This window comes from Pseudomonas sp. D3-10 (genome assembly GCF_051132175.1).
GTDB lineage: Bacteria > Pseudomonadota > Gammaproteobacteria > Pseudomonadales > Pseudomonadaceae > Aquipseudomonas.
In genome coordinates, this window is sequence record NZ_CP071668.1 from 696,776 (window position 1) to 722,785 (window position 26,010).

26 protein-coding genes are annotated in these 26,010 nt (G+C 63.6%); 5 read left to right on the plus strand and 21 right to left on the minus strand.

The window, feature by feature from the left end; genetic code table 11:
- Positions 1-12 precede the first annotated feature (12 nt).
- The 11 genes from ureC to urtA all read right to left on the minus strand — a co-directional run bounded on the left by ureC (position 13) and on the right by urtA (position 10,270).
- On the minus strand, positions 13-1,713 hold the full coding sequence (gene ureC / locus J3P90_RS02965) for an urease subunit alpha (RefSeq protein ID WP_434560913.1): 1,701 nt from the start codon (positions 1,711-1,713) through the stop codon (positions 13-15).
- 138 nt (positions 1,714-1,851) lie between these two features.
- Complete coding sequence (locus J3P90_RS02970) at positions 1,852-2,157, minus strand: urease subunit beta (protein ID WP_420766241.1); 306 nt, start codon at positions 2,155-2,157, stop codon at positions 1,852-1,854.
- A complete protein-coding gene (locus J3P90_RS02975) occupies positions 2,154-2,687 on the minus strand; it encodes a GNAT family N-acetyltransferase (protein ID WP_434560911.1) in 534 nt (177 codons plus the stop codon). Before J3P90_RS02975 ends, J3P90_RS02970 begins: the two co-directional genes overlap by 4 nt.
- A 6-nt stretch (positions 2,688-2,693) precedes the next feature.
- Complete coding sequence (locus J3P90_RS02980) at positions 2,694-3,227, minus strand: GNAT family N-acetyltransferase (protein ID WP_434675807.1); 534 nt, start codon at positions 3,225-3,227, stop codon at positions 2,694-2,696.
- 9 nt (positions 3,228-3,236) lie between these two features.
- Positions 3,237-3,539, minus strand: a complete 303-nt coding sequence (ureA, locus tag J3P90_RS02985) for an urease subunit gamma (protein WP_420766244.1) — start codon at positions 3,537-3,539, stop codon at positions 3,237-3,239.
- A 148-nt stretch (positions 3,540-3,687) separates the two neighbouring features.
- Entirely contained in the window at positions 3,688-4,530 is an 843-nt protein-coding gene (locus J3P90_RS02990; RefSeq protein ID WP_434675808.1) for an urease accessory protein UreD, read from the minus strand.
- Positions 4,531-4,561: 31 nt separating this feature from the next.
- The gene (gene urtE / locus J3P90_RS02995) at positions 4,562-5,260 is read right to left on the minus strand and encodes an urea ABC transporter ATP-binding subunit UrtE (protein ID WP_434560905.1); all 699 of its coding nucleotides are present in this window, start codon (positions 5,258-5,260) and stop codon (positions 4,562-4,564) included.
- Between the two features lie 131 nt (positions 5,261-5,391).
- Positions 5,392-6,264 (minus strand): urea ABC transporter ATP-binding protein UrtD, encoded by an 873-nt coding sequence (urtD, locus tag J3P90_RS03000; RefSeq protein WP_434608018.1) that lies wholly within the window; start codon positions 6,262-6,264, stop codon positions 5,392-5,394.
- Positions 6,261-7,340, minus strand: coding sequence for an urea ABC transporter permease subunit UrtC (gene urtC, locus J3P90_RS03005; RefSeq protein WP_420766248.1), 1,080 nt, complete (start codon positions 7,338-7,340; stop codon positions 6,261-6,263). The genes urtD and urtC overlap by 4 nt, the downstream gene beginning before the upstream one ends.
- Positions 7,340-8,842 (minus strand): urea ABC transporter permease subunit UrtB, encoded by a 1,503-nt coding sequence (gene urtB / locus J3P90_RS03010; RefSeq protein WP_434608014.1) that lies wholly within the window; start codon positions 8,840-8,842, stop codon positions 7,340-7,342. The genes urtC and urtB overlap by 1 nt, the downstream gene beginning before the upstream one ends.
- 162 nt (positions 8,843-9,004) lie before the next feature.
- Positions 9,005-10,270, minus strand: a complete 1,266-nt coding sequence (urtA, locus tag J3P90_RS03015) for an urea ABC transporter substrate-binding protein (protein ID WP_420766250.1) — start codon at positions 10,268-10,270, stop codon at positions 9,005-9,007.
- A 270-nt stretch (positions 10,271-10,540) separates the two neighbouring features.
- Between urtA and J3P90_RS03020 the strand changes: the two genes are divergently transcribed.
- Positions 10,541-12,076: a class I SAM-dependent methyltransferase gene (locus J3P90_RS03020; RefSeq protein WP_434675809.1), complete on the plus strand. Its 1,536-nt coding sequence runs from the start codon at positions 10,541-10,543 to the stop codon at positions 12,074-12,076.
- On the opposite strand, the gene J3P90_RS03025 is transcribed toward J3P90_RS03020, so the two are convergent.
- The 10 genes from J3P90_RS03025 to cbiE form a co-directional block, all read right to left on the minus strand.
- Complete coding sequence (locus J3P90_RS03025; RefSeq protein ID WP_420766252.1) at positions 12,051-13,061, minus strand: FecCD family ABC transporter permease; 1,011 nt, start codon at positions 13,059-13,061, stop codon at positions 12,051-12,053. The two genes, J3P90_RS03020 and J3P90_RS03025, sit on opposite strands and share 26 nt — an antisense overlap.
- A complete protein-coding gene (locus J3P90_RS03030) occupies positions 13,058-14,005 on the minus strand; it encodes an ABC transporter substrate-binding protein (protein WP_434675810.1) in 948 nt (315 codons plus the stop codon). The genes J3P90_RS03025 and J3P90_RS03030 overlap by 4 nt, the downstream gene beginning before the upstream one ends.
- Positions 14,002-14,790, minus strand: a complete 789-nt coding sequence (locus J3P90_RS03035) for an ABC transporter ATP-binding protein (RefSeq protein ID WP_434608005.1) — start codon at positions 14,788-14,790, stop codon at positions 14,002-14,004. Before J3P90_RS03035 ends, J3P90_RS03030 begins: the two co-directional genes overlap by 4 nt.
- Before the next feature lie 202 nt (positions 14,791-14,992).
- On the minus strand, positions 14,993-16,372 hold the full coding sequence (locus J3P90_RS03040; protein WP_434560889.1) for a PepSY-associated TM helix domain-containing protein: 1,380 nt from the start codon (positions 16,370-16,372) through the stop codon (positions 14,993-14,995).
- 242 nt (positions 16,373-16,614) lie between these two features.
- Positions 16,615-17,055, minus strand: a complete 441-nt coding sequence (locus J3P90_RS03045) for a DUF2946 domain-containing protein (RefSeq protein ID WP_434560887.1) — start codon at positions 17,053-17,055, stop codon at positions 16,615-16,617.
- A gap of 12 nt (positions 17,056-17,067) precedes the next feature.
- A complete protein-coding gene (locus J3P90_RS03050; protein ID WP_434560885.1) occupies positions 17,068-17,547 on the minus strand; it encodes a copper chaperone PCu(A)C in 480 nt (159 codons plus the stop codon).
- Positions 17,548-17,592: 45 nt separating this feature from the next.
- Positions 17,593-17,991, minus strand: coding sequence for a DUF2946 domain-containing protein (locus J3P90_RS03055; RefSeq protein ID WP_434675811.1), 399 nt, complete (start codon positions 17,989-17,991; stop codon positions 17,593-17,595).
- A gap of 179 nt (positions 17,992-18,170) precedes the next feature.
- The gene (locus J3P90_RS03060; protein ID WP_434675812.1) at positions 18,171-18,887 is read right to left on the minus strand and encodes a cobalt-precorrin-6A reductase; all 717 of its coding nucleotides are present in this window, start codon (positions 18,885-18,887) and stop codon (positions 18,171-18,173) included.
- 11 nt (positions 18,888-18,898) lie between these two features.
- Positions 18,899-19,996, minus strand: a complete 1,098-nt coding sequence (locus J3P90_RS03065) for a cobalt-precorrin-5B (C(1))-methyltransferase (protein ID WP_434560883.1) — start codon at positions 19,994-19,996, stop codon at positions 18,899-18,901.
- The gene (gene cbiE / locus J3P90_RS03070; RefSeq protein WP_434607996.1) at positions 19,989-21,200 is read right to left on the minus strand and encodes a precorrin-6y C5,15-methyltransferase (decarboxylating) subunit CbiE; all 1,212 of its coding nucleotides are present in this window, start codon (positions 21,198-21,200) and stop codon (positions 19,989-19,991) included. Before cbiE ends, J3P90_RS03065 begins: the two co-directional genes overlap by 8 nt.
- 360 nt (positions 21,201-21,560) lie before the next feature.
- On the opposite strand from cbiE, the gene cobG reads away from it, so the two are divergent.
- From cobG to cobJ, 4 genes are read left to right on the plus strand one after another with little or no spacing between them, the layout of a single operon-like run.
- Entirely contained in the window at positions 21,561-22,880 is a 1,320-nt protein-coding gene (gene cobG, locus J3P90_RS03075; RefSeq protein WP_434607993.1) for a precorrin-3B synthase, read from the plus strand.
- Positions 22,873-23,499, plus strand: coding sequence for a precorrin-8X methylmutase (locus tag J3P90_RS03080; RefSeq protein ID WP_434560877.1), 627 nt, complete (start codon positions 22,873-22,875; stop codon positions 23,497-23,499). Before cobG ends, J3P90_RS03080 begins: the two co-directional genes overlap by 8 nt.
- Positions 23,499-24,230, plus strand: a complete 732-nt coding sequence (locus J3P90_RS03085) for a precorrin-2 C(20)-methyltransferase (protein WP_434676534.1) — start codon at positions 23,499-23,501, stop codon at positions 24,228-24,230. The genes J3P90_RS03080 and J3P90_RS03085 overlap by 1 nt, the downstream gene beginning before the upstream one ends.
- Positions 24,227-25,927, plus strand: a complete 1,701-nt coding sequence (gene cobJ, locus J3P90_RS03090; RefSeq protein WP_434675813.1) for a precorrin-3B C(17)-methyltransferase — start codon at positions 24,227-24,229, stop codon at positions 25,925-25,927. Before J3P90_RS03085 ends, cobJ begins: the two co-directional genes overlap by 4 nt.
- Positions 25,928-26,010 lie beyond the last annotated feature (83 nt).

A 26,010-nucleotide genomic window follows, 5' to 3' on the forward strand; every position in this document is an offset into this window, starting at 1 on the left:
CGCCGGCTCTGTTCAGAACAGGAAATAGCGCTGCGCCATCGGCAACACGTCGGCCGGTTCACACCACAGCAGCACGCCGTCGGCCTTGACCTGATAGGTCTGCGGGTCGACGTTGATACTAGGCAGGTAGTCGTTGTGGATCAGGTCTGTCTTCTGCACGTCGCGGCAGCCTTTGACCACGGCGATTCTTTTCTTGAGCCCAAGCTGTTCCGGCAGCCCGGCCTCGGCGGCGGCCTGGCTGATGAACGTCAGGCTGGTGGCGTGTCGCGAGCCGCCGTAGCTGGCGAACATCGGCCGGTAATGCACCGGCTGCGGCGTCGGGATCGAGGCGTTGGCGTCCCCCATCAGGCTGGCGGCAATCGCTCCGCCCTTGAGAATGAGCGTCGGCTTGACGCCGAAGAATGCCGGGCGCCACAGCACCAGGTCGGCCCACTTGCCCACTTCGATGGAGCCCACTTCATGGCTGATGCCGTGGGTAATCGCCGGGTTGATGGTGTACTTGGCGATGTAGCGCTTGATGCGGAAGTTGTCGTTGCCTTCGCCGTCGCCGGGCAGGGCGCCGCGTTGCTTTTTCATCTTGTCCGCGGTCTGCCAGGTGCGCGTGATCACTTCGCCAACGCGGCCCATGGCCTGGCTGTCGGAGCTGATCATGGAGAAAGCGCCGAGGTCGTGGAGGATGTCTTCGGCGGCGATGGTCTCGCGTCGGATACGGCTTTCGGCGAACGCCACGTCCTCGGCAATGCTCGGGTCCAGGTGGTGGCAGACCATCAGCATGTCCAAGTGTTCGTCGATGGTGTTGCGGGTGAACGGCCGGGTCGGGTTGGTGGAGCTGGGCAGCACGTTGGGGAAACCGCAGGCCTTGATGATGTCCGGCGCGTGACCGCCACCGGCGCCTTCGGTGTGGTAGGTGTGGATGGTGCGGCCCTTGAACGCGGCCAGGGTGGTCTCGACGAAACCGGACTCGTTGAGGGTGTCGGTGTGGATCGCGACCTGCACGTCGTACTGGTCGGCCACGCTGAGGCAGTTGTCGATGGCCGCCGGGGTGGTGCCCCAGTCTTCGTGCAGCTTCAGACCGATGGCCCCGGCCTTGACCTGTTCGACCAGCGGCTCCGGCAGGCTGGCGTTGCCCTTGCCGGTGAAACCCATGTTCATCGGGAAGGCATCGGCGGCCTGCAGCATGCGCGCCAGGTGCCACGGCCCGGAGGTGCAGGTGGTGGCGTTGGTTCCGGTGGCCGGGCCCGTGCCGCCGCCGATCATGGTAGTGACGCCGCTCATCAAGGCTTCTTCGATCTGCTGCGGGCAGATGAAGTGGATGTGGGTGTCGATGCCACCAGCGGTGAGGATCATGCCTTCGCCGGCAATCACTTCGGTGCTGGCGCCGATGGCGATGGTGACGTCGGGCTGGATGTCCGGGTTGCCGGCCTTGCCGATCGCCGCGATGCGTCCCTCCTTGAGGCCGACATCGGCCTTGACGATGCCCCAGTGGTCGATGATCAGCGCGTTGGTGATCAGCGTGTCGACGACCTCGGCAGCCAACAGCTGGCTCTGGCCCATGCCATCGCGAATCACCTTGCCGCCGCCGAATTTCACCTCTTCGCCGTAGGTGGTGAAATCCTTTTCCACCTCGATCCACAGCTCGGTGTCGGCCAGGCGGACCTTGTCGCCGACGGTGGGGCCGAACATGTCGGCGTAGGCTTGTCTCGAAATCTTCATGTGCTCGCCTTGAGACTCAATTAATAGTAAGGCCGTTCGCTGCGCTCACTTTTCGCGAGCAGGCTCGCTCCCACAATTGATCGCATTCCCTTGTGGGAGCGAGCCTGCTCGCGAAGGGGCCAACGCAAATGCCGTGACCTAAAGGTCGCCCATGATCCGCCCGGCAAACCCGAACACCCGGCGATGCCCGGCCAGGTCCACCAGTTCCACCTCTCGGCTCTGACCCGGCTCGAAGCGCACGGCGGTGCCGGCCGGTATGTTCAGGCGCATGCCACGGCTGGCGGCGCGGTCGAAGGCCAGGGCGTCGTTGGTCTCGAAAAAATGAAAATGCGACCCGACCTGGATCGGCCGGTCGCCGCTGTTGGCGACCTTCAGCGTCACGGTGCGGCGGCCGGCGTTGAGCTCGATATCGCCGGGCTGAACCTGGTATTGGCCTGGAATCATTGCGGTTGTCCCAAAGTCTTGTAGTAGATGGCGGTCGGGGTGTAGGTCCCGTCCGGGCTCTGGCAGTAGTCGGGCAGTTCTCCGACGCGGGTGTAGCCCATGGCTCGGTAGAACGCCTCGGCTTCGGAACCGGCCTCGGTGTCGAGGTACAGCAGCCCACGCTTGTGCTGACGGGCGCCGAGCTCCAGGGCGCTCATCAATTGCTGGCCCAGGCCCCTGCGACGAGCGTCGCCGCGCACCAGCAGTTTTTGTACTTCGGCACGGTTGAGGCCGTTGGGCTTCTGGCACAGGGCGAGCTGGACGCTGGCCTGTACCTGTTCATCCTTGACCACCACCCACAACAGCAGGTGACCCTGATTGAGGCTGGCCTGGACTTCGTCGAAATAAGCCCTGGCCTGTACGGCATCCAGGTCGGCCATGAACCCCACGCTGGCGCCATGACCCACAGCGTCGAGCAACAGGTCGACCAGGCCCTGGCGATAATGCGCAAAGCTTTCAGCGTGGATTCGACGCAACTGGGCGGCGTTCATTCGGTATTACTCCTTGTCCATGGCGGGCGGTGGCGCCCCGGGGTCGAGGACCAACTGCATGAAGGTCAGGTCCAGCCAACGGCCGAACTTGGTGCCCACCTGGGGCATCTGCCCGGTGGTGACGAAACCCGCCCGCTCATGGAGGCGAATCGACGCCGCGTTGCCGCTCTCGATAGCGGCGACCATGACGTGCTTGCCGCAGGCCCGGGCGCGCTCGATCAGGTCACTCATCAGCACAGGGCCAAGGCCCTTGCCGCGCTGGTCCCGGCAGACGTACACCGAATGCTCGACGGTGTGGCGGAAGCCGTCGAACGGCCGCCAGTCGCCGAACGAGGCATACCCAAGCACGTTGTCCCCGGCATCGATGACCACCCGTACCGGGTAGCCCTGGGAGCGCCGGGCACTGAACCAGGCCTGGCGATTGCCCAGGTCCACGGGCTGCTCGTTCCAGATCGCCGTGGTGTTGAGCACGGCATCGTTGTAGATGTCGCGGATCGCCGGCAGGTCGCGGTGCTGGGCGTCTCGGATCTGATAAGTCATGCCGTTGCCTCAGACGATGGGTTGGTGGACGGTGACCAGTTTGGTGCCGTCGGGAAACGTCGCCTCTACCTGGATTTCCGGGATCATTTGCGGGATGCCTTCCATCACCTGCTCGCGGCTCAGCAAGGTGGTGCCGTAGTGCATGAGCTCGGCCACGGTCTGGCCGTCGCGGGCGCCTTCGAGCAACGCGGCGGAAATGTAGGCCATGGCCTCTGGGTAATTGAGCTTCAAGCCCCGGGCCAGTCGCCGCTCGGCGACGAGGCCGGCGGTGAAGATCAGCAGCTTGTCTTTTTCGCGTGGGGTCAGGTCCATGTGCAATCCATAAGGGCAGATAAAAATTTTGCAGTAGACACATTCCACTGTGGGAGCGAGCCTGCTCGCGAAAGCGGTGTGTCAGTCAACAATCATGTTGGATGTTCTATTGCTTTCGCGAGCAGGCTCGCTCCCACAGAGGAAATAACTAAGTACTCCAGATTCTTGGTGGCACGGCTTCTTTTCCAAGCAATGCAGGCCTGAGCAAGCGCCACAACTCAATCAACCACCCCCGCGCCAACAATGCCTCGCTCGCCAGGCAGCGTGCCACGACCAGGCCGGGCAGTTGGGTCAGGTCGCCACGCACGGCATGGTCCAGGGAGCGGCAGCGCTCCAGCAGCTCGCTGTCGATCTCGCCGGTCACCAGCAAGGTGGCAAACACCGGGTCGCCGCCCAGGCCGATGGGGGAGTCGAGCAACCCATCGCCACCGGCGATGCGCTGACGCTCGTGCCAGAGCAACTGGCCGTCGCGGCGGATGTCCAGCCACGACTGAAAGTGTCCCACGTCGAACCGCTCGCCGCTGGCCGGCCGACCGAGGGCAACGATGTCCCAGTAGAACAAGCGGGCGTCGCCTTGCAGATCGATGTTCGTGCTGAGTTCGGCCTGGGCCGCGCTGAAGACGATGGTTTCCTGAGGGAGCCATTCCAGGGTCGCGCCAGGGGCCACGCTCAGGCTCAGTTGCTGGTACGCCGGGCCGGCGGCGCGGTACCACTTGGCCGCGCCGGGGCTGGTCAATTGCGCCCAGGCGCCCTGGCCGACCTGGGCCGAAATGTCCAACCGATCCCCACCGGCAATGCCGCCGGGCGGGTGGACGATGATGTGCTGGCACACCTCGGGACCTTCGGCGTACAAGTGCTTCTGCACCCGCAACGGGCCTTTGTGCCGGCGCTGGACCGGGCGCGTGCAATCACCGAATCGGGCATAGCCCAAGTCCAGCTCGGCGTGCCAGCTGGGGGTGAACAGGGCGGATGGCGATACAGGTAGATTCATGATTTTCTGATTGTCGTCGGGACGCTACAGACTAGATCGTAACCAATCCGCGCACACCCTCGGCTTCCATATTTTCTCCACGGCCCTGCTGCACGATCTCGCCCCGGGACATCACCAGGTACTGATCAGCCAGCTCGGCGGCGAAGTCGTAGAACTGCTCCACCAGCAAAATCGCCATGTCGCCCCGGGCCGCGAGTTTCTTGATCACCGCGCCGATTTCCTTGATCACCGACGGCTGGATGCCTTCGGTGGGCTCGTCGAGAATCAGCAGTCGCGGCCGGCTGGCCAGGGCCCGGCCAATGGCGAGCTGCTGTTGCTGGCCGCCGGACAGATCACCGCCACGGCGTTGTTTCATCTGCAGCAGCACCGGGAACAATTCGTAGATGAAGGCCGGTACTTCCTTGGCTTCTGAGCCCGGAAAGCGCGACAGGCCCATCAGCAGGTTTTCTTCCACCGTCAGCCGCCCGAAAATTTCCCGGCCCTGCGGCACATAGGCGATGCCGGCGTGGACCCGCTGATGCGGCTTGAACGTGGTGATGGCCTTGCCTTCCCAATTCACCACGCCTTCCTTGGCCGGCAGCAGGCCCATCAAGCATTTGAGCAGGGTGGTCTTGCCCACGCCGTTGCGACCGAGAAGGCACGTCACCTCGCCGACCTTCACGTCGAACGACAGGCCGCGCAGGATGTGGCTTCCGCCATAGTATTGGTGCAGCTTGTCGACTTGCAGCATGTCTTGAATCCCCTTGTGTCCCTTGTGGGAGCGAGCCTGCTCGCGAATGCGGTGTGTCAGTCACAGTTATCCCGACTGATACCCCGCATTCGCGAGCAGGCTCGCTCCCACAGGGAACAGCATGTTTCGATCTAGCGACCGAGGTACACCTCGATCACCCGCTCATCGGCCTGCACCTGTTCCAGCGACCCTTCGGCCAGCACGCTGCCCTGGTGCAGCACGGTGACGTGGTCGGCAATCGCGCCGACGAAGCCCATGTCGTGCTCCACCACCATCAGTGAATGCTTGCCCGCCAGGGATTTGAACAGCTCGGCGGTGAAGTCGGTTTCGGCGTCGGTCATGCCCGCCACCGGCTCGTCAAGCAGCAGCAGTTGCGGGTCCTGCACCAGCAGCATGCCGATCTCCAGGAACTGCTTCTGGCCGTGGGACAGCAGCCCGGCGGCGCGGTTGGCCGAAGGGGCGAGGCGGATCGTCTCGAGCACTTCGCTGATGCGGTCGCGTTGCTCGCCGGTCAGCTTCGCCCGCAGGCTGGCCCACACCGATTTGTCGGTCTTGAGCGCCAGTTCCAGGTTCTCGAACACGCTCAGGGCTTCGAACACAGTCGGCTTCTGGAACTTGCGCCCGATGCCGGCCTGGGCAATCTCGACTTCGCTCATGGTCGTCAGGTCGAGGGTTTCGCCGAACCAGGCCTTGCCGTGGCTGGGACGGGTCTTGCCGGTGATGACATCCATCAGCGTGGTCTTGCCGGCGCCGTTGGGGCCGATGATGCAGCGCAGTTCGCCGACGCCGATGTACAGGTTCAGGTCGTTCAGCGCCTTGAAACCGTCGAAGCTGACGCTGATGTCTTCCAGGGTCAGGATGGTGCCGTGGCGGGTGTTCAGGCCTACGCCGGCGGCCCGGCCGAGGCCAATGGCGTCGCGGCTGCTGCCTTGGTCCCGATTGGCATCGAGAGGGGGTTCAATAATCGGTTCGAGCATGAAATCCGCTGTCGGTGTGATTTTCATTGTTCGCCCCTTTTCTTCAACAGCCCGATAACGCCTTTGGGTAGATACAGGGTCACGACGATGAACAGGGCACCGAGGAAGAACAGCCAATATTCCGGAAACGCCACGGTGAACCAGCTCTTCATGCCGTTGACCACGCCGGCGCCCAGCAACGGCCCGATCAGCGTGCCGCGCCCGCCGAGGGCCACCCACACGGCGGCCTCGATGGAGTTGGTCGGCGACATTTCGCTGGGGTTGATGATCCCCACCTGCGGCACGTACAGCGCCCCGGCCAGGCCACACAACACCGCGCTCAACACCCAGACGAACAGCTTGAAGCCTCGGGGATCGTAGCCGCAGAACATCAGGCGGTTTTCCGCGTCGCGCAGGGCGGTCAGCACCCGGCCGAACTTGCTGCGAGCCAGGCGCCAGCCGATGAACAGGCTCGCCACCAACAGCAGCACTGTGGCAAAAAACAGCACCGCGCGGGTGCCCGGCTCGGTGATGCCAAAGCCCAGGATCGAACGGAAATTGGTGAAGCCGTTGTTGCCGCCAAAGCCGGTCTCGTTGCGGAAAAACAGCAACATCCCGGCGAAGGTCAGGGCCTGGGTCATGATCGAGAAGTACACGCCCTTGATCCGCGAGCGGAAGGCGAAGAAACCGAACACCAGCGCCAGCAAGCCCGGCGCCAGCACCACCAGGCACATCGCCCAGAGGAAGCTGTCGGTGCCGGCCCAGTACCAGGGCAGCTCGGTCCACGACAGGAACGTCATGAACGCCGGCACGCCATCGCCGGCGGCCTGGCGCATCAGGTACATGCCCATGGCGTAGCCGCCCAGCGCGAAGAACAGGCCGTGGCCCAGGGAGAGCAAGCCGGCGTAGCCCCAGACCAGGTCCAGCGCCAGGGCGACAATGGCGTAGCAGAGGATCTTGCCCACCAAGGTCAGGGTATATGCCGAGACATGCAGCGGGTTATCCACCGCCAACAGCGACAACACTGGCAGGCTCAGCAGCACGGCGAGGATCACCGCGCCGACGGCGAGGGTGACTTTGGGTCCGGCCTTTTGCGTGGCCGTAAGCATCAGGGGCTGGTTCATCAGTCGATTACCCGTCCTTTAAGCGCGAAGAGGCCTTGCGGACGCTTCTGGATAAACAGAATGATCAGCGCGAGGATCAGGATCTTGCCGAGCACGGCGCCGATCTGCGGTTCGAGGATCTTGTTGGCGATGCCCAGGCCGAATGCGGCGAACACACTGCCGGCCAACTGGCCGACGCCGCCGAGCACTACCACCAGGAACGAGTCGATGATGTAGCTCTGGCCCAGGTCCGGGCCGACGTTGCCGATCTGGCTCAGGGCAACGCCACCGAGCCCGGCGATGCCCGAGCCGAGGCCGAAGGCGAGCATGTCCACCCGCCCGGTGGGCACGCCGCAGCAGGCGGCCATGTTGCGGTTCTGGGTCACGGCGCGCACGTTCAGGCCCAGGCGCGTCTTGTTCAGCAGCAACCAGGTCAGCACCACCACGAACAGCGCGAAAGCAATAATCACGATGCGGTTGTACGGCAGCACCAGGTTCGGCAGCACCTGGATCCCGCCCGACAGCCAGGCCGGGTTGGCGACTTCCACGTTCTGCGCGCCGAACACCAGGCGCACCAGCTGGATCAGCATCAGGCTGATGCCCCAAGTGGCGAGCAGGGTTTCCAGGGGCCGTCCGTAGAGGTGGCGGATTACCGTGCGTTCCAGGGCCATGCCGATGGCGGCGGTGATGAAAAACGCCACCGGCAAGGCGATCAGCGGATAGAACTCGATGGCGTTCGGGGCGAAGCGCTGGAACAGCATCTGCACCACATAAGTGGAATAGGCGCCGAGCATGAGCATCTCGCCGTGGGCCATGTTGATCACCCCCAGCAAGCCAAAGGTGATCGCCAGGCCAAGGGCGGCCAGCAGCAGGATCGAGCCCAGGGACATGCCGCTGAACGCCTGGCCCAGCAGCTCGCCGATCAGGAGTTTGCGCTTGACCTGGCCGAGGCTGGTTTCGGCGGCGGTGCGCACGGCGGCATCGGTTTCGACACCGGGTTCGAGCAGGTTTTCGAGGCGAGTGCGGGCCAGCGGGTCGCCGGTTTCCCCCAGCAGTCGCACGGCCGCCAGGCGCACGGCGGGGTTGGTGTCCACCAGTTGCAAATTCGCCAGGGCCAGGCTCAGGGCGGCGTGGACATCTTCGTCCTGCTCGCCGGCCAGTTGCCGATCAAGGAACGCCAGTTGCGCCGGGCGGGCGCTTTTTTGCAGCTGTTGCGCGGCAGCCAGGCGCACGCCGGCATCGACGGCGAGCAGTTGATGGCTGGCCAGGGCGGTTTCGATCAGCCCTCGCAAGCGGTTGTTCAGGCGCAGGGTCTTGGGTTGGCCATCGACGGTCAACTGGCCTTGCTGCAAGGCGTTGATCAGTTCGACACGCTCAGGCTCCGGCTGCGCGGCCCAGGTTTCCAGGAGCTTGGCCTGCTGGGTCGGGTTGGCGGCGACGAAGTCTTCGGCGTCGCCGGCATGGGCGCCCAGTGGCAACAGCAGGGCCAGGGCGAGGATGAGGCGGTAAAGGGCGGTGGGCATATGCTAGGCCTTGCGCAAACTTCTTTCTTTGTGGGAGCCAGCTTGCTCGCGATAGCGGTGTGTCAGTCACATGTCTTCTGGCTGATCCGCTGCTATCGCGAGCAGGCTCGCTCCCACAAGGGGTGTGTGTCGGCCCGGGGATCAGGGCCGACTCCCATGGGCTCAGTTGCTCTTCACCGCGTAGTCAGGCTTCTTGTCGTTGCCGGCGATGAACGGGCTCCACGGTTGCGCGCGGATCGGCCCTTCGGTCTGCCAGACCACGTTGAACTGACCGTCGGCCTGGATCTCGCCGATCATCACGGGCTTGTGCAGGTGATGGTTGGTCTTGTCCATGGTCAGGGTGTAGCCCGACGGTGCGGCAAAGGTCTGGCCGGCCAGGGCTTCGCGGACTTTGTCGACGTCGGTGGACTTGGCTTTTTCCACCGCTTGGGCCCACATGTGGATGCCGACGTAGGTGGCTTCCATCGGGTCGTTGGTCACGGCTTTGTCGGCACCCGGCAAGTTCTTGGCCTTGGCGTAGGCTTTCCAGGAGTCGACGAACTTCTTGTTCGCCGGGTTATCCACGGACTCGAAGTAGTTCCACGCCGCCAGGTTGCCGATCAAGGGTTTGGTGTCGATGCCGCGCAGTTCTTCCTCGCCCACCGAGAACGCCACGACCGGTACGTCGGTGGCCTTCAGGCCCTGGTTCGCCAGCTCCTTGTAGAACGGCACGTTGGAGTCGCCGTTGACGGTGGAAATCACGGCAGTCTTGCCGCCGGCCGAGAATTTTTTGATGTTGGCCACGATGGTCTGGTAATCGCTGTGGCCGAATGGGGTGTAGACCTCTTCGATGTCCTTGTCCGCCACGCCTTTGGAGTGCAGGAACGAGCGCAGGATCTTGTTGGTGGTGCGCGGGTAGACGTAGTCGGTGCCCAGCAGGAAGTAGCGCTTGGCGCTGCCGCCTTCTTCGCTCATCAGGTATTCCACCGCCGGAATCGCCTGCTGGTTCGGCGCCGCGCCGGTGTAGAAGACGTTCGGCGACATTTCTTCGCCTTCGTATTGCACAGGGTAGAACAGCAGGCCATTGAGCTCTTCGAACACCGGCAACACGGATTTACGCGACACCGAGGTCCAGCAGCCGAACACCACGGCGACCTTGTCCTGGGTCAGCAATTGCCGGCCCTTTTCGGCGAACAGCGGCCAGTTCGACGCCGGGTCCACGACCACCGCTTCGAGCTTCTTGCCGTTGACCCCACCCTTGGCGTTGATCTCGTCGATGGTCATCAACGCCATGTCCTTGAGGGACGTCTCGGAGATCGCCATGGTCCCGGACAGCGAATGCAGGATGCCAACCTTGATGGTCTCGGCGGCCTGGACGGTCCAGGTCATGCCCATCGCGGCAATGCTTGCCGAGAGTGTAAAAGCCTTGATCAAGCTACGACGCTTCATTGTGCGATCTCCGTGGACTTATGATTTTTAAGGGCAGATGCAAACGCTGGAAGCGCTTTTGCAAGGGGTGTGCCCAGTTGGAGAAAGGCGTTGAAACGCGGGGATGGCGGCGAGGCAGGAAAATGACAATGCACCATCAGTGACCGTATCGCGGGTGTTGGTGCAATGTGCCGCTCCGCATTGGGGCGTGGATCGGGGTTGACTCAAGGTGAAATTTTCAACTGCCCGACTATGCTGACGCTTCTGCCATTGTGAAGTAGGGGAATCCGTTTGAATGACGCTGGCGTTGCGAACCATTTTCTTTTGGACGAGACGGCTGTTTTTGACGTGCTGCCTGAAGTCAGACGGGCCGAGCATCCCCGATGGATGCATGTGACGCATTTGAGGGAAGGACGGTATTCGCTGATTCTCACCGCTGGTGAACGCCTTCGAAGTAGCACGCTGACGGTGTCTTCTGATTCAAGGTTATACGTTCGCTTTTCGGCTGCCCTGCCCAGCATCAGTTTGGATGGGCTCACCTGTGCCTTTGTTTTTTTGGATGATGGGGCCCAAGCCGAATGTCCACTTGGCATGTTTCATTTTGAAGGAGGGCCTACACCGTCGGAATGCAGGACGGTAACGCTGGATCTGGCTTGGTTGGCCGGCAAACGTGGCCGTCTCTTGATAGAGTGCGGGCCAGGTGCGCAGAACGATCCTACCGCCGACTGGCTAGCGATATCTGACTTGTGCATCGCCAGGGAGGGGGAGATGAAGGCCCTTCTGGCGAAGACACATCATTCAATGCGCATGAAAAACGAGATAGCGCATTTCAGTAGCGTCTACCGGAACGAGTTCTACTCCAAAGTGCAGGAACAACAGCGTGCTAATGCAATGGGCGTTGCTCGCAACGTGCGCCGATTGGATGGAATGGCTCCTGCGCCAGAGCGTGGTGCGCAGGCTGATGTTGTGATCCTCGAACCGTTCGAAGGTGAGGCAGCCTACTCCTATGCGACTCGTCTCCTGAGGGCGAATGTCCCGCAAACTCCGCCTGATTTCCAAGCGAGGCTGCGCCAGAAAGTCAGGGATCATGGGGAAATAAAAGTCTTGTCGATCTGCAGTGGCGCCGCGCGGATAGAGGCGGGCCTGTCGGCGGCTATTCCCGAAGGGGTGCAGTGGTCGCTGTTGGATATCAATGAGGACCTGCTGCAGATCGCTGCAACGCAGTTTCCGCCAGGCATCAGCCTCGACTTGATCGTGGCGGATGCGAACAACCTGGTGCCTACCGGTGAGCAGTGGGATGTCATTATTTGTGTTTCGGCATTGCATCATTTGGTAGAGCTGGAAAAGGTCATGTTCTTTATCTCCCGCAGTTTGAAAAATGACGGCGAGTTCTGGAGTGTCGGGGAGGCGGTGGGACGTAATGGCAATCGCTTGTGGCCCGACGCGATAGTCGCTGCTGATGCGGCGTTCTCAGCCTTGCCGGCGCGTTATCGGTTAAATGCCGATACCCAGGTCGTCGATTCAGTCATTCCAGACAAGGACCACTCGATTGGGTGTTTCGAGGGGATTCGAAGCGAGGACATTACCGCGCTGCTTGAACGCTGGCTCAAGCCTGTGGATGTTTACCGTACCAACTGCTTCCTCTGGCGAATGGTCAATCTGGCCTACAGTGGAAATTTCAATCTTGAACAAGCGCAAGATCGGGCGCTGGTCATTGATATGGTCCGAGCGGAGCTTGAGCATTTTCGTCATGGAGGGCTGGGGACCGAGCTGTTCGGCGTGTACAAAAAGAAGCATCTTTTCAACGACGGCGCATCAAGCCAATGAAGAAAAGCCCGCCGATGGCCGCGGTAGCGACCCCAATCGGCAAATCCTCCGGCGCGATCAGCGTGCGGGCCGCCACGTCCACCCACACCAGGAACAGGCTGCCGAGCAGCACGCAGGCAGGCAACAACCGACGGTGCTCGGCGCCCACCAGGCGCCTGGCGATGTGCGGCACCATCAACCCGACAAAGCCGATCGAGCCGCTGATGGACACCAGCACGCCGGTCATCAAGGACGCGATCAGGAAAATCCACAGCCGCACCTTCGCCGCGTTCAGGCCCAGGGTCACGGCGGTCTGCTCGCCGGCCATCAGCGCGTTCAAGGGCCGGGCCATGCCCAGCAGCAACACCAGCCCCAACAGCACGCTGGCGGCTGGCACGGCCAGCAGTTCCCAGCGCGCCAGGCCCAGGCCACCGAGCATCCAGAACATCACCGCCGAACTGGCGCGATGATCACCGAGGAATAACAGCAGGTTGGCCGCCGCCATCATCACGAAGGACACCGCCACGCCACACAGCAATAGGCGATCGCTCTCCAGGCGACCGTGGCGGGCAGCGATGGCCAGCACCAGCAACATGCTCAGCAATGCACCGATGAACGCGGCGAGGGGCAGGGTCAGCAGGCCGATGATTTCACCGACATGCAACACCACGATCACCGCACCCAGGGTCGCGCCGGAGGTGACGCCCAGCAGATGCGGATCGGCCAGTGGGTTGCGCGTGACCGCTTGCAGCACCGCGCCGATCAACGCCAGCCCCGCGCCCACCAGGGCTCCGAGCAGCAGGCGCGGGACGCGTATCAGCCAGACGATATGTTCCTGGCCGGGCGTCCAATACACCTCGCCGACACCGAAGGCCTTGTGCAGCAACAGGTCCCAGACCACGGCCACCGGCACGCGCGCCGGCCCGAAGCCCAGGGACACCACGCACGACACCAGCAACAGCGCGCCGAGAATCATCAGCAGGGCGGCGTAGCGACGATCGTTCATTGGCCGTGGAAACCCCGCGCCAGGGTTTGCACCGCCAGCACGTTATCGATGCCCGGGGTGGCCTGCACGTAGGGGATCACGATGAAGCGCCGGTGCTTGATCGCATCCACCGATTGCAGGGCCGGGTTCGCCAGCAAGAACTGCTGCTTCTGCTCGGCACTGACTTCGCCATAGTCGACGATCACGATGACCTGGGGGTTGCGCTCCACCACGTTCTCCCAGTTCACCCGGGTCCAACTGGTTTCCACGTCATCGAGGATGTTGCGTCCGCCGGCAGCGTCGATCAGGGCCTGGGGCATGCCCAGGCGCCCAGAGGTCATGGCGCGATCTTCGCCGCTGTCATACAGGAACACGCGCGGTCTTTGGGTTGGAAGATGCTTGCGCACCTCGGCCACCTGGGCCTGCATCGTCTCGATCAGCGCATCGGAGCGGTCCTGCACGTCGAAAATTTTCCCCAGGTTGCGCAGGTCGTTGTAGGTGTCTTCCAGGGAAGCCGGCGGACGTTTCATCACGAAGGCGCAGGATTCGGTCAACTCGTACACGTTGATGCCCAGTGGTTGCAGGGTTTGCGGGGTCAGGTCGCCGCCCACGCGCATGCCGTAGTCCCAGCCGGCGAAGAAGAAATCGACGTTGGCATCGAGCAGGGTTTCCACCGAGGGGTATTTGGCGGCCAGTTCCGGCAGGCCTTCGAGGATCTTCGCCATCTCGGGTGTCACCGATTTCCAACCGCTGATGCCGCTGTAGCCGACCATGCGCGGCTTGAGGCCCAAAGCGAGCATCATCTGCGTCATGTTGATGTCATGGCTGACGGCGTGGCGAGGGGCCTCGTTGAACACCACCTGGCGATTGCAGCTCTGGATCGTCAAGGGGTAGCGGGTGGCTTCGGCCAGGGCATGGGCACTGCCCAGCAGCAGGGGTAGCAACAGCAGCAAGCGCAAGGTCATGGTTGGGTTATCCAAGTGATTCGTGGGTAGCCGGACAGGGGATGTTCGTCCACCAGGGCTTCGACGCCGAACACCTCGCGCAACAGCTCGGCGGTGAGGACATCCCTGGGCGTGCCGCTGGCGACGATGCGCCCATGTTCGATCACGTACAGGCGATCGCAGAAGGCGGCCGCCAGGTTGAGGTCGTGGAGGCTGGCGAGGGTGCCGATGCCCAGGCCCTTGATCAGTTGGAGCAATTGCAACTGATAGTGGGGGTCGAGGTGGTTGGTCGGTTCGTCGAGGATCAACAACTGCGGTTGTTGGGCCAGGGCGCGAGCAAGGATCACCCGCTGTTTTTCCCCGCCCGACAACGTGGCGAAGGCATGATCGCCAAAGCCTTCGAGCCCCGCCGATTCCAACGCCTGGAGCACCCATCTGCGGTCTTCTTCGTTGTCGCCATCAAACAAGCCCTTATGAGGCGTGCGACCCATGGCGACCACTTCTTTCACCGTCAGGCCGAAGGCGTCGGGAAACTCTTGCAGCACCACGGCGATGCGCTGTGCGCACCAGCGCGAGGATTGTTGCCAGAGGTTGTGATGCTCGAGTCTGACCTCCCCCTGTTCCGGCCGGCTGAAGCGATAGGCGCAGCGCAACAGGCTGGTCTTGCCGCTGCCATTGGGGCCGATCAATCCGACAAACTCCCCGGCCGCCACCTGCAACGTGGCGTCACGCAGCTGGAACTGGTGATGGCAATGGCCATGGCCCAGGGGCGTCCAGGCGAGATTGGAAAGGGTCAGGGAGGTCATGCGTTCACTCAAGTTATTGGCTCGCAACCCCAGTCCATTGTGGGAGCGAGCCTGCTCGCGATCGCGGTGGGTCAGCCGATTAAGATGCGACTGACCGATTGCGATCACGAGCAGGCTCGCTCCTACAGGGGAAGGTATTCATCCTTTGGGAAGCGGGCGCGATTGTAGAGGTTTCGCGCCGCTTTTCGTTAACGCGCGGTCTTCAGCTTGAAGATGAGACGATCTCAGGTTGACGATTCAAGCGTGTGACGAGCCGGTCCAGCAACCACACCACCACCAGCGAAACCCCCACCAGCGGGAACACCACCGCCAGGGCCAGCATGATGAACACCCCGGTCTTCCACGTCGGCAGGTCGTGGCGCAGCGGCGGGACGCCGAACTTGCCCAGGGGCCGGCGCTTCCACCAGATCACCACGCCGCTCACGGCGCTGAGCAGGATCATCAGGCAAACCAGCAGCACAAGGATCTGGTTCAGCGGGCCGAACATCTTGCCTTCGTGCAGCATCACGCCGGTTTCGGTGGCGCGGGCCACGACGCTGTAATGTTCCCAGCGCACATCGGCCAGGACCTTGCCGGTGTATTGGTCCACGTGCAGAGTCGCGTCGTTGCGCGGGTCATCGGCGAACACGGCGATGGTGAACACGCCCGAGGCGGTCGTTGGGAAGGTGATGCTGTAGCCGGGCTCGACCTGGCGTTCGGCGGCGATGTCCTGCACCGCCTGCAGGCTGACGGTTGGCGCGGCGGGGCCTTCGTGCATGCCGCCGTGGGCCATGTGTTCGGCATGGTCGCCGGACATCGGCATCGGCGTGTTCTCCATGGCCCATGGCACGGTCTGGCGGTGAGCGTTGTTGAGGCTGCCGGCTTCGACGTCGGACTTGGGCACGTCATTCCACATCGCCGCCGGGAAGCGGTTCCAGAGGTCCGCGTATTGCTTGCCCCAAAAGCCGGTCCAGGTCATGCCGCTGAGCAACATCACCAGCAGGAACGCGGCGCCCCAGAAGCCGACGACGACGTGCAGGTCACGCCAGAACACCCGCCCGCGCGCGCTCCAGCGCGGCCAGAGGACGCCGGCCGACGACTGCCCGCGCGGCCACCACAGGTACAGGCCGGAAACCACCAGCACCACGCCCCAGCCGGCGGCCATTTCCACCAAGCGGTCACCCACCGTGCCGATCAGCAACTCGCCATGGATCGCCCGGGCCATGGCTTGCAGATTGTTTTTTGCATCCTGCTCGCCGAGTACGTTGCCACGGAAGGGGTCGATGAAGACGTTCAGCTCGTGGCCCTTGTCGATCACCACGAATTGCGCGCTGCGTTCGGCGCTGACCGGTGGCAGGTACTGCGTGACCTGGCCTTCGGGGTAGGCCTGGCGGACCTGCTTGAGCAGATCGTCGGCTGCCAGGGTGTGATGCCCGGCCGGTACGTTCAACAGGTTGCCGTACATCAATGGGTCGAGTTGCGGCTTGAACAGGTAAATGATGCCGGTCAGGGCCAGCATGACCATGAACGGCGCCACGAACAGCCCGGCATAAAAATGCCAGCGCCAGGCCAGGTTGTAGAAGTTCGGTTTCGGTAGGCTCATTGCAAAGCGCTCCGCAGGGCAAATTCGGTTCTTCAAATGGGGGCTGAACGATGCAATCGATGTGGGAGCGAGCCTGCTCGCGAAAGCGGACCAGCCAACAATGATGTGAATGACACATCACTTTCGCGAGCAGGCTCGCTCCCACAGTTTTTTATGTTTGCTTCGGCCAAGCTGTCAGGCGCTCATACCCGCATGCAGGACAGCCTTGGGCTGTCCCGCATGCGGGTGAGCAAGCGTCAGGCTTACGCGTCGAGGGGCGGTGCGCGGGTGCGGGCGCCAGGGAAGAGCGCCGGTCGGGCATGGCCCAGGCGCGGGAAAGGGCTCGTGTAGGTGCGGGTAAACGGTGTGGCGAAGACGGTGAACGTGTGGCCGCCAGGCAACGCGGGGCAGTTGAACAGCAGGCTGCAATAACCGCATTTCTCCCACAGCGCATGATGGTCGCTCTGGGGCGGGCAATCGTCATCTGCTGGCGCTTCGTGCGCCGACATGTCCATGCCCATCTCCATGTCCATGCCTATGGATACAGGCGTGGACATGGACATGCGCTGATCCATCGGCATCGACTGGGAAACCAGCGGGCCGATAAATATCATCAGCATGGCGAACAGGCTGATCCAGCTACCGCGGGTCAGGCTCAATGGCTGACGGCGGTGCATGGAAAGGCTGGCGCGACGAAGTTGCATGGGCGGCTATGTCTATTGGGCGTGCATGTGCGTTTGGGTGCCGTCGGGGGCTTTTTTCTGCACCGTGACGTTCACCGTGACATCCCCGGCCTTTTCGAAATGCAAGGTCATGGGGAAACGTTTGCCGTCGCTGAGCAGGCTACGGTCCTTCAGGTCCAGCAGCATCACGTGGTACGCCATCGGTGCGAAGGTCACCGTTGCGCCTGGAGCGATAACTATGCCGTCCACCGGTTGCATTTTCATCAAGTCGTTTTGCATCACATGTTCATGGAGCTCGGCCTTGCCGGCGATGGGTGAGTCGACACTGAGCAGTTTATCCTCGGACCTGCCGCTGTTGTGGATAATGAAGTAGCCGGCGACGGTCGGCGCATTGGGCGGCAATTCCTGGGACCACGGGTGGGCGATCTCAAGCTCCCCGGCCTTGTACTGGTGAGCTTGGGCGAAGCCAACGGGAAGCAGCAGGGCGACCAGCAGGATGAGTCTGTTCAACATGGCAATTCTCCGGAACGATTCAGGGCGCAGGTGGGTGCGGAAGAATCAGGCCAGAGGCGAGGCGCGGGGATTTAGACTGGGCCATTGTTGGCGTGGCGTGGGGCTGTCGAGCTTCGAATGGACGACATTGCGATGGGCCAGTTGCGCATCCAGATACAACTGCGGGGCGTGCCCGGCAATCGCCACCAACGGCGCCGGGCCTGAGCAGCACCAGCAATGCTGCATGGTCGAGTGAGGATCCTGTCGCGGCGTTCCCTGTTCGAACTTACCCAGGGAAATCGCTACCATTTTTGTTCCGCCGGAAGAGCAGAAACTGCCCCAGAGCAATTGTTCGGTTGGCGTGTCGGCGGTCGCACCGCTGCCATTGGAAAGCGGCATGGCGAGCATGTTGAACAGCACTGCGAAGCAGGCGATCCAGGCAAATGCAAGCCGTTGTCGGGACATGGGGCAATCCGCTCGGTTGGGCGATCAGGTGGCCGGTATTTAGCCTGATCGGGAGGCAGAAGTAAAAAAGCCACGTGCGGTGTAGGGTCGCAGGGCTTGTGAGTAACAGTAGCAAAATATTTTCAGATGAGTGGTGCTGACAGGACAGGCTTGTAGGACTGTGCAGGTTTCTGTCAGGCCTACTGCCGCAGCCCCTGCAACACCTCATCCGCCGTCCCAAACTCCCGATCCACCTCCGGCAACACTGGCCGCTTCAGTACCAATACCGGCACTCCTCGCTCCCGCGCCACGTCCAGCTTCGGTTCAGTCGCGGTGCTGCCGCTGTTCTTGCTCACCAGCACATCGATCCGCCGCCGTTCGAACAGCTCACGCTCGCCCTCGATATGAAACGGCCCCCGGGCTCCAATCACTTCGCAGCGCTCATTGCCGGGGTAAACGTCCAACGCCCTCAAGGTCCAGAATTGCTCTGGCGGGATTTCATGCATGTGTTGCAGCGGCTCTCGGCCAAGGGTGAACAGAGGCCGGTGGAAGGGGCGCAGGGCTTGGATCAGTTCGGCCCAGTCGGCGACTTCGCGCCAGTCATCGCCGGCCCGGGGCTGCCAGGCCGGACGGCGCAGGGCCCAGCAGGGGATGGCACAGGCGTGGGCCGCATGGGCGGCGTTGTGGCTGATTTGGGCGGCGTAGGGGTGAGTTGCATCCAACAGCAGGTCGATGCCCTCGGCGCGGATGAATTGCGCCAATCCTGCGGCGCCGCCATAGCCGCCGACGCGCACCTGGCAGGTCAGGTCGGTGGGGATGCGGCCGATGCCGGCCAAGCTGTAGATGTGCTGGGGGCCAAGCGTGCGGGCGATGGCCAGGGCTTCGGTGACGCCACCGAGGAGCAGGATACGTTTCATTTCAAGGCTCTTCATGACAAGGCTCCGGCGTGACCGACAATCCCACCCTGGCGGTCGATGGCGAAGACTTCGACTTGGACCTGGGCCGGCACCACGCTGCGGGCGAACGCCAGCGCGTGCTCGCACACTGCATCGCCGAGGGCGATGCCGGCGGCGCTGGCCATTGCCAGGGCTTGCTGGCTGGTATTGGCTTGCCGGATGCCCTGTTGCAAAACCTCATCGGCGCCGAGGGCGGCGGCCCATTCGGCCAGTTGTGGCAGGTCGATGCTCGAATGGCGGCTGTGCAGGTCCATGTGGCCGGCGGCAAGTTTGCTGATCTTGCCAAAGCCGCCGCAGAGGCTGAGTTTTTCCACCGGTACCTTGCGCACATGCTTGAGCACGGCGCCGACGAAATCGCCCATTTCGATCAGGGCGATTTCCGGCAGGTTATAGACCCGGCGCATGGTGTCTTCGCTGGCGTTGCCGGTGCAGGCGGCGATGTGCAGGTAGCCGTTGGTTTTCGCCACATCGATGCCCTGGTGGATCGAGGCGATGTAGGCCGCGCAGGAAAAGGGCCGGACGATGCCGCTGGTGCCAAGGATCGACAGGCCGCCGAGAATGCCCAGTCGCGGGTTCATGGTTTTCAGCGCCAAGGCTTCGCCACCCTCGACATTGACCGTGACTTCGAAGCCACCGGCGTAGCCGCTTTCCTCGGCCAGCCGGCCCAGGTGATCGTTGATCATCTGGCGTGGCACCGGGTTGATTGCCGGCTCACCGACGCCCAGCACCAGCCCCGGTCGCGTCACCGTGCCCACGCCGCGACCGGCGACGAAGCGCACGCCGGGTTCGGCTACCAAGCGCACTTGGGAAAACAGCAGGGCGCCGTGGGTCACGTCCGGGTCATCGCCAGCGTCCTTGATCGTCCCGGCCTCGGCGCCTTGCTCGGTCAATCGACAGAACTCCAGCCGCATCTGCACCTGCTTGCCCTTGGGCAAGACGATTTCCACGGCGTCGGCCTCGGTGCCGCGCAACAACAAGCGGGCCGCCGCCAGGCTGGTGGCGGTGGCGCAACTGCCGGTGGTCAGGCCGCTACGCAGGGGGGCGGGTTGTTCGGCGGTTTCGTCACGCATCGAGGGGCTTCGTCAGGTCCAGCAAGGTAATCGGTAGCGCCTGGCGCCAGGTGTCGAACTCACCCAACGGCTGCGCCTGGGCAATGTGGATGCGGGTCAGCTCACCGCCATGGCGTTCGCGCCAGCCCATGAGGGTCATTTCGCTCTGCAGGGTCACGGCGTTGGCGACGAGCCGCCCGCCGGGCTTGAGGTGGGCCCAGCAGGTGTCGAGTACGCCTTCGCGGGTGACGCCGCCGCCGATGAACACCGCGTCCGGCCGCTCCAGGTTTTCCAACGCTTGCGGGGCGCTGCCGCGAATCAATTGCAGGCCCGGCACGCCGAGTGTGTCGCGGTTGCGTTCGATCAAGCCTTGGCGGCCCTCGTCGACTTCGATGGCCAGGGCCCGGCAACTGGGGTGGGTGCGCATCCATTCGATGCCGATGGAGCCGCTCCCGGCACCGACATCCCACAGCAATTCACCAGGCGTGGGGGCGAGGCGGGCGAGGGTGATGGCGCGCACGTCGCGCTTGGTCAATTGGCCGTCATGTTCGAACGCGGTGTCCGGCAGACCGGCCAGGCGTGACAGGCGCTGTGTCGATGGTTCGGCCCGGCATTCGATGGCGATCAGGTTCAGGTCGGCGACGGTTTCATCGGACCATTGCGCGGCGCAACCGTCGATCCGGCGTTCTGCCGCACCGCCGAGATGCTCCAGCACAGTCATGGCGCTCGGGCCGAAGCCGCGCTCGCGCAGCAACGTCGCCACCGCGCCGGGGCTGTGGCGATCATTGCTCAGCAGCAACAGCCTCACGCCTGTGGATAAATACCCATTGAGCACCGCCAGGGGGCGCGCCACCAGCGACAGCGGGACCACGTCCTGCAGCGGCCAGCCCATGCGCGCCGCCGCCAGCGAACAAGAGGACGGCGCGGGGATGACCAGCATCTGATCACCCGGCACTTGTTTCGCCAGGCTGGCGCCCACGCCATAGAACATCGGATCGCCGCTGGCCAGCACGCACACTGCTTCGCCCTTTCGAGCCAGCAGCGGCTCCAGGGAGAACGGGCTGGGCCATAGCTCCCTTTCGCCGCGAATACACAGTGGCAACAGTTCCAACTGACGAGCGCTGCCCAGAATCCGCGGCGCCCGCAGCAATGCATGGCGAGCCGTTCGGCCCAGGCCCTTGAAGCCATCTTCACCGATGCCCACTACAGTCAGCCAGGGGGTCATCTCTGTTCCTCGAATAAATGGGGTTGTTCGGCGCACTGGTTGCGTCCGCGAACCGGGCCGCCATCATACCGCGCCCTGGCGGATCAGGCGTGGACCATCCCTCGTGGGAGCGAGCCTGCTCGCGATGCCGGCGTCACATTCAACACTCATTTTTTCAGGCACACCGCTATCGCGAGCAAGCTCGCTCCCAAGTGTTCGCCTTTGCTGAACAGCATTGCTCCCACAGTGGGATGTGTGATGGATACAGGATTTGTGTATGCACGATCGGCAATCCGACCAGCAAGCTTTTCATGACCCCAGGCAAAGCAGGCATAATGGCGGCCTTTCGCCGATGCGGCGCTCCTACTTGCCGGTTATAACTTGAACGAACGTCCGTCCCGCCACGTCATACGCCCCTCGGGTTGCCCCGGGTTGCTGCGTGTCGTCCAGGCGCTGGACGGTGGGATCTGTCGGATCAAGCTCGATGGCGGTTCGATCCAGGCGGACCAGGCCGAGGCCGTGGCATTGGTGGCCGAGCGGTTCGCCGGCGGTGTGATCGAGGCGACCAACCGAGCCAACCTGCAAGTTCGTGGGATCGGCCCCGAGCGCGACGCGCTGATCGAGTCTTTGCTGGCTGCTGGGCTTGGCCCTCGCAATCCGGCCGGCGATGACGTGCGCAATCTCATGCTCAGCCCCTCGGCCGGCATCGATCGGCGGATGCTCATCGACACTCGCCCATTGGCCGAACAGATCCTCACTACGTTGCAAACCCACGAACGTTTCCATGAACTGTCGGCCAAGTTCGCCGTGCAACTGGACGGTGCAGAAGCACTGGCGATGCTGGAACATCACCACGACCTGTGGTTGTCGGCGTTGGTACGCGATGGTGAGCCCTGGCTGGCCTTCGGCTTCGCTGGCGTCCCGCTGGACGAGCCGGCGGGACGGGTACCCCTGGCCGAAGGGCACGCCTTGGTGGTGGCGGTACTTGAGCTGTTCCTCGACCTGGCCCGCCCCGACCAGAACCGCATGCGTGAGTTGCTGGCTGAACTCTCCGCGGATGAATTCGTCACGCTTTTGGCCCGCCGGGTACCGCTGCAACCCTGCCCGGATTGGCGGCGGGTTGCTTCGACTGATGGCTTGCACATCGGTATTCATCCCCAGCATGACGAGGGCGTTTTCGTTGGCGCCGCGGTTCCCCTGGGCCGGCTCGATGCCGCCATGCTGCGCGGCGCGGCGCGGCTGGCGCGGGAGAAGGGCGACGGCAGCCTTCGTTTCACCCCTTGGCAAAGCCTGTTGCTGCCTAACGTTCGCGCCGATAACGCCGCCGGTGTACTGGCGCGGCTTCAGGCGCTGGGCCTGTTGGTTTCGGTCGATCAGCCCCTGGCGCAGCTCATCGCGTGCACCGGGTCCAGTGGCTGCGCCAAGGCCATGGCCGACACCAAGGCCGACGCTCACCAATTGGCGGAGCGGCTGCACCGCCGTGGCCAGGCGCTGAGCATTCATTTGTCCGGTTGCCCGCGTTCCTGCGCGGCGGCCCATATCGCGCCCGTCACCTTGTTGGCGGTCGCCCCCGGTCGTTATGACCTGTATTTTCGCGATGCGACGCTGCCGGGTTTCGGCGCGTTGCAGGCGCACAATCTGACTATCGAAGCGCTCGACCACTGGCTCGACGCTCATCCCCGGAGCCCCCTTGATGCTTGATTACATCCGCGACGGTCAGGAGATCTATCGCAACTCCTTCGCGATCATCCGCGCCGAGGCCAACCTGGCGCGCATACCGGCCGATCTGGAAAAACTCGCGGTGCGGGTGATCCACGCTTGCGGCATGGTCGAGGCGGTCGATGGCCTGCAGTTTTCCGAGGGCGCGGGCACGGCCGGTCGCCAGGCGCTGGCGGCCGGCGCGCCGATCCTGTGCGACGCGCGGATGGTTTCCGAGGGCGTGACGCGGGCTCGCCTGCCGGCCAACAATCCGGTGATCTGCACCTTGCGTGACGAGCGCGTGCCGGCGTTGGCCCTGGACCTGGGCAACACCCGCTCGGCGGCGGCCCTTGAGCTGTGGCGCCCACACCTGGAAGGCAGCGTCGTGGTCATCGGCAATGCTCCAACGGCACTCTTCTACCTGCTGGAAATGCTCGACGCCGGGGCGCCAAAACCGGCCCTGATCCTCGGTTTTCCGGTGGGGTTTGTCGGCGCCGCCGAATCCAAGGCGGCGCTGGCGGCCAACAGCCGGGGCGTGCCGTTCGTGATCATGCAAGGGCGGCTCGGCGGCAGCGCCATGGCCGCCGCCGCCGTCAACGCCCTCGCCACGGAGGTGGAATGATGCAGCAGCCAGGACGCCTGATCGGCCTCGGCGTAGGGCCCGGTGACCCCGAACTGATCACAGTCAAAGCCTTGCGCCTGCTGCGCGAATCGCCCGTGGTGGCGTACTTCGTCGCGAAGGGCAAGAAGGGCAACGCTTTCGGCATCATCGAGGCGCATTTGCAGGTCGCGCAAACGTTGCTGCCGCTGGTCTATCCAGTCACCACCGAGGTGCTGCCAGCGCCGCTGTCCTATGAAGAGGTGATCGCCGACTTCTACGACACCGCCGCCGAACAGTTGGCGGTACACCTGGACGCCGGTCGCGACGTGGCGGTCATCTGCGAGGGCGACCCGTTCTTCTACGGCTCCTACATGTACCTGCACGATCGGCTGGCCGAGCGTTATGTCGCCGAAGTCATCCCGGGCGTGTGCTCGATGCTCGGTGGTGCCTCGGTGCTCGGCGCGCCGCTGGTCTATCGCAACCAGAGCTTGTCGGTGCTTTCGGGGGTATTGCCCCACGGGGAACTCAAGCGCCGGCTGGCCGACGCCGACGCGGCGGTCATCATGAAGCTGGGACGCAACTTCCCCAAGGTTCGACAGGTGTTGCAGGAGCTGGGTCTGGATGGGCGGGCGTTGTATGTGGAGCGAGCTACCATGGCCAATCAGAAAATCGTCCCGCTGGATGAAGTCGAGCCGATGTCCTCGCCGTATTTCTCGCTGATCATCGTCCCTGGCGAACGGTGGCAGGGATGACGGCAAAAGCTCCTGCCATTGTCATTCTCGGCACCGGCAGCCTGGCAACGGCCCGGCGAATCCAGCAGCGTTATCCCGAGGCTTTGATCCATGGGCTGGCGGGCCGGGTCGAGGGCAGCGATCGGCCATACGCCGAGTTTGGCGCAACGTTGCGCCAGCTCTATCAGGAGGATTCGCCGATCATCGCGCTATGCGCGGCTGGCATTGTCATCCGCACGCTGGCGCCGCTGTTGCTGGAGAAGGGCGTCGAGCCGCCGGTGCTCGCCGTGGCCGAGGATGGCAGCGCCGTGGTGCCGTTACTGGGCGGCCTGGGGGGCGTGAACGTCATGGCCCGCGAGATTGCCGGGGCGCTCCAAGTCGCGCCGGCCATCACCACCAGCGGCGAATTGCGTTTCGGCACATGCCTGCTTAATCCGCCAGGCGGCTACAGCCTTGGCGACCTGGAGCAAGGCAAGCGCTTCGTGTCCGACCTGTTGGCCGGTGAGCCGGTGCGGATCGAGGGCTCGGCGCCGTGGCTGGACCAGGCGCAGTTGCCACAGGATGCACAGGCGCGGCTGGCGATTCGTGTCGACAGTGCCGCGGGCGTGCCGGCGGCGGATGAGTTGCGCATCTATCCGCGCAACGTCGTGGTCGCGGTGAGCGCCGGCGCGTCAGACGATTCCACCGCCATTGTCCAAGCGCTGGCCCAGGCGGGGCTTGCAGTGCAGTCACTGGCCTGCCTGTTGGCGGCGGACAGCGACATGGCGCGCCCGCAATTGCAACAAGCCGCTTCGGCCTTGGGCGTACCGCTGCGATTCGCCGCGCCCGACGGCAGCGTCGCGCAGTGGCTGGCCGGTGCCTTGGGGCAGCCGGTATCGATTCAGACCACGGGCAATATCGCCATTGCCGTGGCCGCACAACCCGTCGATCCGCAACGGATCGGACGCGCGCGCGGACGTCTGGCGGTGATCGGTCTTGGCCCTGGCGCGGCCGAGCTGATGGTGCCGGCCGTGCGCGCCGAACTTGACCGCGCCACCGACGTGCTGGGGTATGAAACCTATGTGCGCATGGCCGGCCCTTTCCGTGCCGACCAGATGCAGCATTGCACCGACAATCGTGAAGAGATGCAGCGCGCCCGGCACGCCTTTGAACTGGCTGCCCAGGGGCGATCGGTGGTGGTGGTGTCTTCGGGTGACCCTGGCGTATTCGCCATGGCGGCGGCGGTGCTCGAAGCGTTGCATGAATCCAGTGACCCGGGCTGGCATAACGTCGACTTGCAAATCCTGCCGGGCGTGTCGGCCTCCCTGGCCACTGCCGCCCAGGCCGGCGCGCCGCTGGGGCACGATTTCTGCGTGATGTCGCTGTCGGACAATCTCAAGCCCTGGTCGATTATCGAGAAGCGCCTGGCCCTGGCGGCGGAAGCCGACCTGGCCCTGGCGTTCTACAATCCGATTTCCCGTTCTCGCCCATGGCAACTGGGCCGTGCGCTTGAGATCGTGGCAGAACACCGTGCTCCGGATACTCCGGTGGTCTTGGGGCGCGACATAGGCCGTCCCGGCCAGACATTGCGTGTTACGACACTGGGGCAGCTGACCCCGGAGCAGGTCGACATGCGCACGATGGTGCTTGTGGGTTCTTCCACGACCTGTGTCTTCCCTCGTGCCGAGGGTGGGAACTGGGTCTACACCCCACGGTGGTACGGCGATAAACCGCTCTGAAAAAATCTGGCGGCCCGTTCGGGTCGCTGTCTTTAAGTTACCCTCCTTTTTATGAGTCTGGACCGATTCGTTGAGGCGAGTTA

Coding starts and splice junctions, on each gene's coding strand:
- J3P90_RS03040 (WP_434560889.1), bottom strand. CDS start 16,372: ATGAGCCTACCGAAACCGAACTTCTACAACCTGGCCTGGCGCTGGCAT.
- J3P90_RS02990 (WP_434675808.1), bottom strand. CDS start 4,530: ATGAATCTACCTGTATCGCCATCCGCCCTGTTCACCCCCAGCTGGCAC.
- J3P90_RS03065 (WP_434560883.1), bottom strand. CDS start 19,996: ATGCGTGACGAAACCGCCGAACAACCCGCCCCCCTGCGTAGCGGCCTG.
- ureA (WP_420766244.1), bottom strand. CDS start 3,539: ATGGACCTGACCCCACGCGAAAAAGACAAGCTGCTGATCTTCACCGCC.
- J3P90_RS03060 (WP_434675812.1), bottom strand. CDS start 18,887: ATGAAACGTATCCTGCTCCTCGGTGGCGTCACCGAAGCCCTGGCCATC.
- J3P90_RS03050 (WP_434560885.1), bottom strand. CDS start 17,547: ATGTTGAACAGACTCATCCTGCTGGTCGCCCTGCTGCTTCCCGTTGGC.
- urtC (WP_420766248.1), bottom strand. CDS start 7,340: ATGAACCAGCCCCTGATGCTTACGGCCACGCAAAAGGCCGGACCCAAA.
- J3P90_RS03025 (WP_420766252.1), bottom strand. CDS start 13,061: ATGAACGATCGTCGCTACGCCGCCCTGCTGATGATTCTCGGCGCGCTG.
- J3P90_RS03030 (WP_434675810.1), bottom strand. CDS start 14,005: ATGACCTTGCGCTTGCTGCTGTTGCTACCCCTGCTGCTGGGCAGTGCC.
- J3P90_RS03045 (WP_434560887.1), bottom strand. CDS start 17,055: ATGCAACTTCGTCGCGCCAGCCTTTCCATGCACCGCCGTCAGCCATTG.
- J3P90_RS02970 (WP_420766241.1), bottom strand. CDS start 2,157: ATGATTCCAGGCCAATACCAGGTTCAGCCCGGCGATATCGAGCTCAAC.
- urtD (WP_434608018.1), bottom strand. CDS start 6,264: ATGAAAATCACACCGACAGCGGATTTCATGCTCGAACCGATTATTGAA.
- cbiE (WP_434607996.1), bottom strand. CDS start 21,200: ATGACCCCCTGGCTGACTGTAGTGGGCATCGGTGAAGATGGCTTCAAG.
- J3P90_RS03055 (WP_434675811.1), bottom strand. CDS start 17,991: ATGTCCCGACAACGGCTTGCATTTGCCTGGATCGCCTGCTTCGCAGTG.
- J3P90_RS02975 (WP_434560911.1), bottom strand. CDS start 2,687: ATGAACGCCGCCCAGTTGCGTCGAATCCACGCTGAAAGCTTTGCGCAT.
- ureC (WP_434560913.1), bottom strand. CDS start 1,713: ATGAAGATTTCGAGACAAGCCTACGCCGACATGTTCGGCCCCACCGTC.
- urtB (WP_434608014.1), bottom strand. CDS start 8,842: ATGCCCACCGCCCTTTACCGCCTCATCCTCGCCCTGGCCCTGCTGTTG.
- J3P90_RS03080 (WP_434560877.1), top strand. CDS start 22,873: ATGCTTGATTACATCCGCGACGGTCAGGAGATCTATCGCAACTCCTTC.
- urtA (WP_420766250.1), bottom strand. CDS start 10,270: ATGAAGCGTCGTAGCTTGATCAAGGCTTTTACACTCTCGGCAAGCATT.
- J3P90_RS02980 (WP_434675807.1), bottom strand. CDS start 3,227: ATGACTTATCAGATCCGAGACGCCCAGCACCGCGACCTGCCGGCGATC.
- urtE (WP_434560905.1), bottom strand. CDS start 5,260: ATGCTGCAAGTCGACAAGCTGCACCAATACTATGGCGGAAGCCACATC.
- J3P90_RS03085 (WP_434676534.1), top strand. CDS start 23,499: ATGCAGCAGCCAGGACGCCTGATCGGCCTCGGCGTAGGGCCCGGTGAC.
- cobJ (WP_434675813.1), top strand. CDS start 24,227: ATGACGGCAAAAGCTCCTGCCATTGTCATTCTCGGCACCGGCAGCCTG.
- J3P90_RS03035 (WP_434608005.1), bottom strand. CDS start 14,790: ATGACCTCCCTGACCCTTTCCAATCTCGCCTGGACGCCCCTGGGCCAT.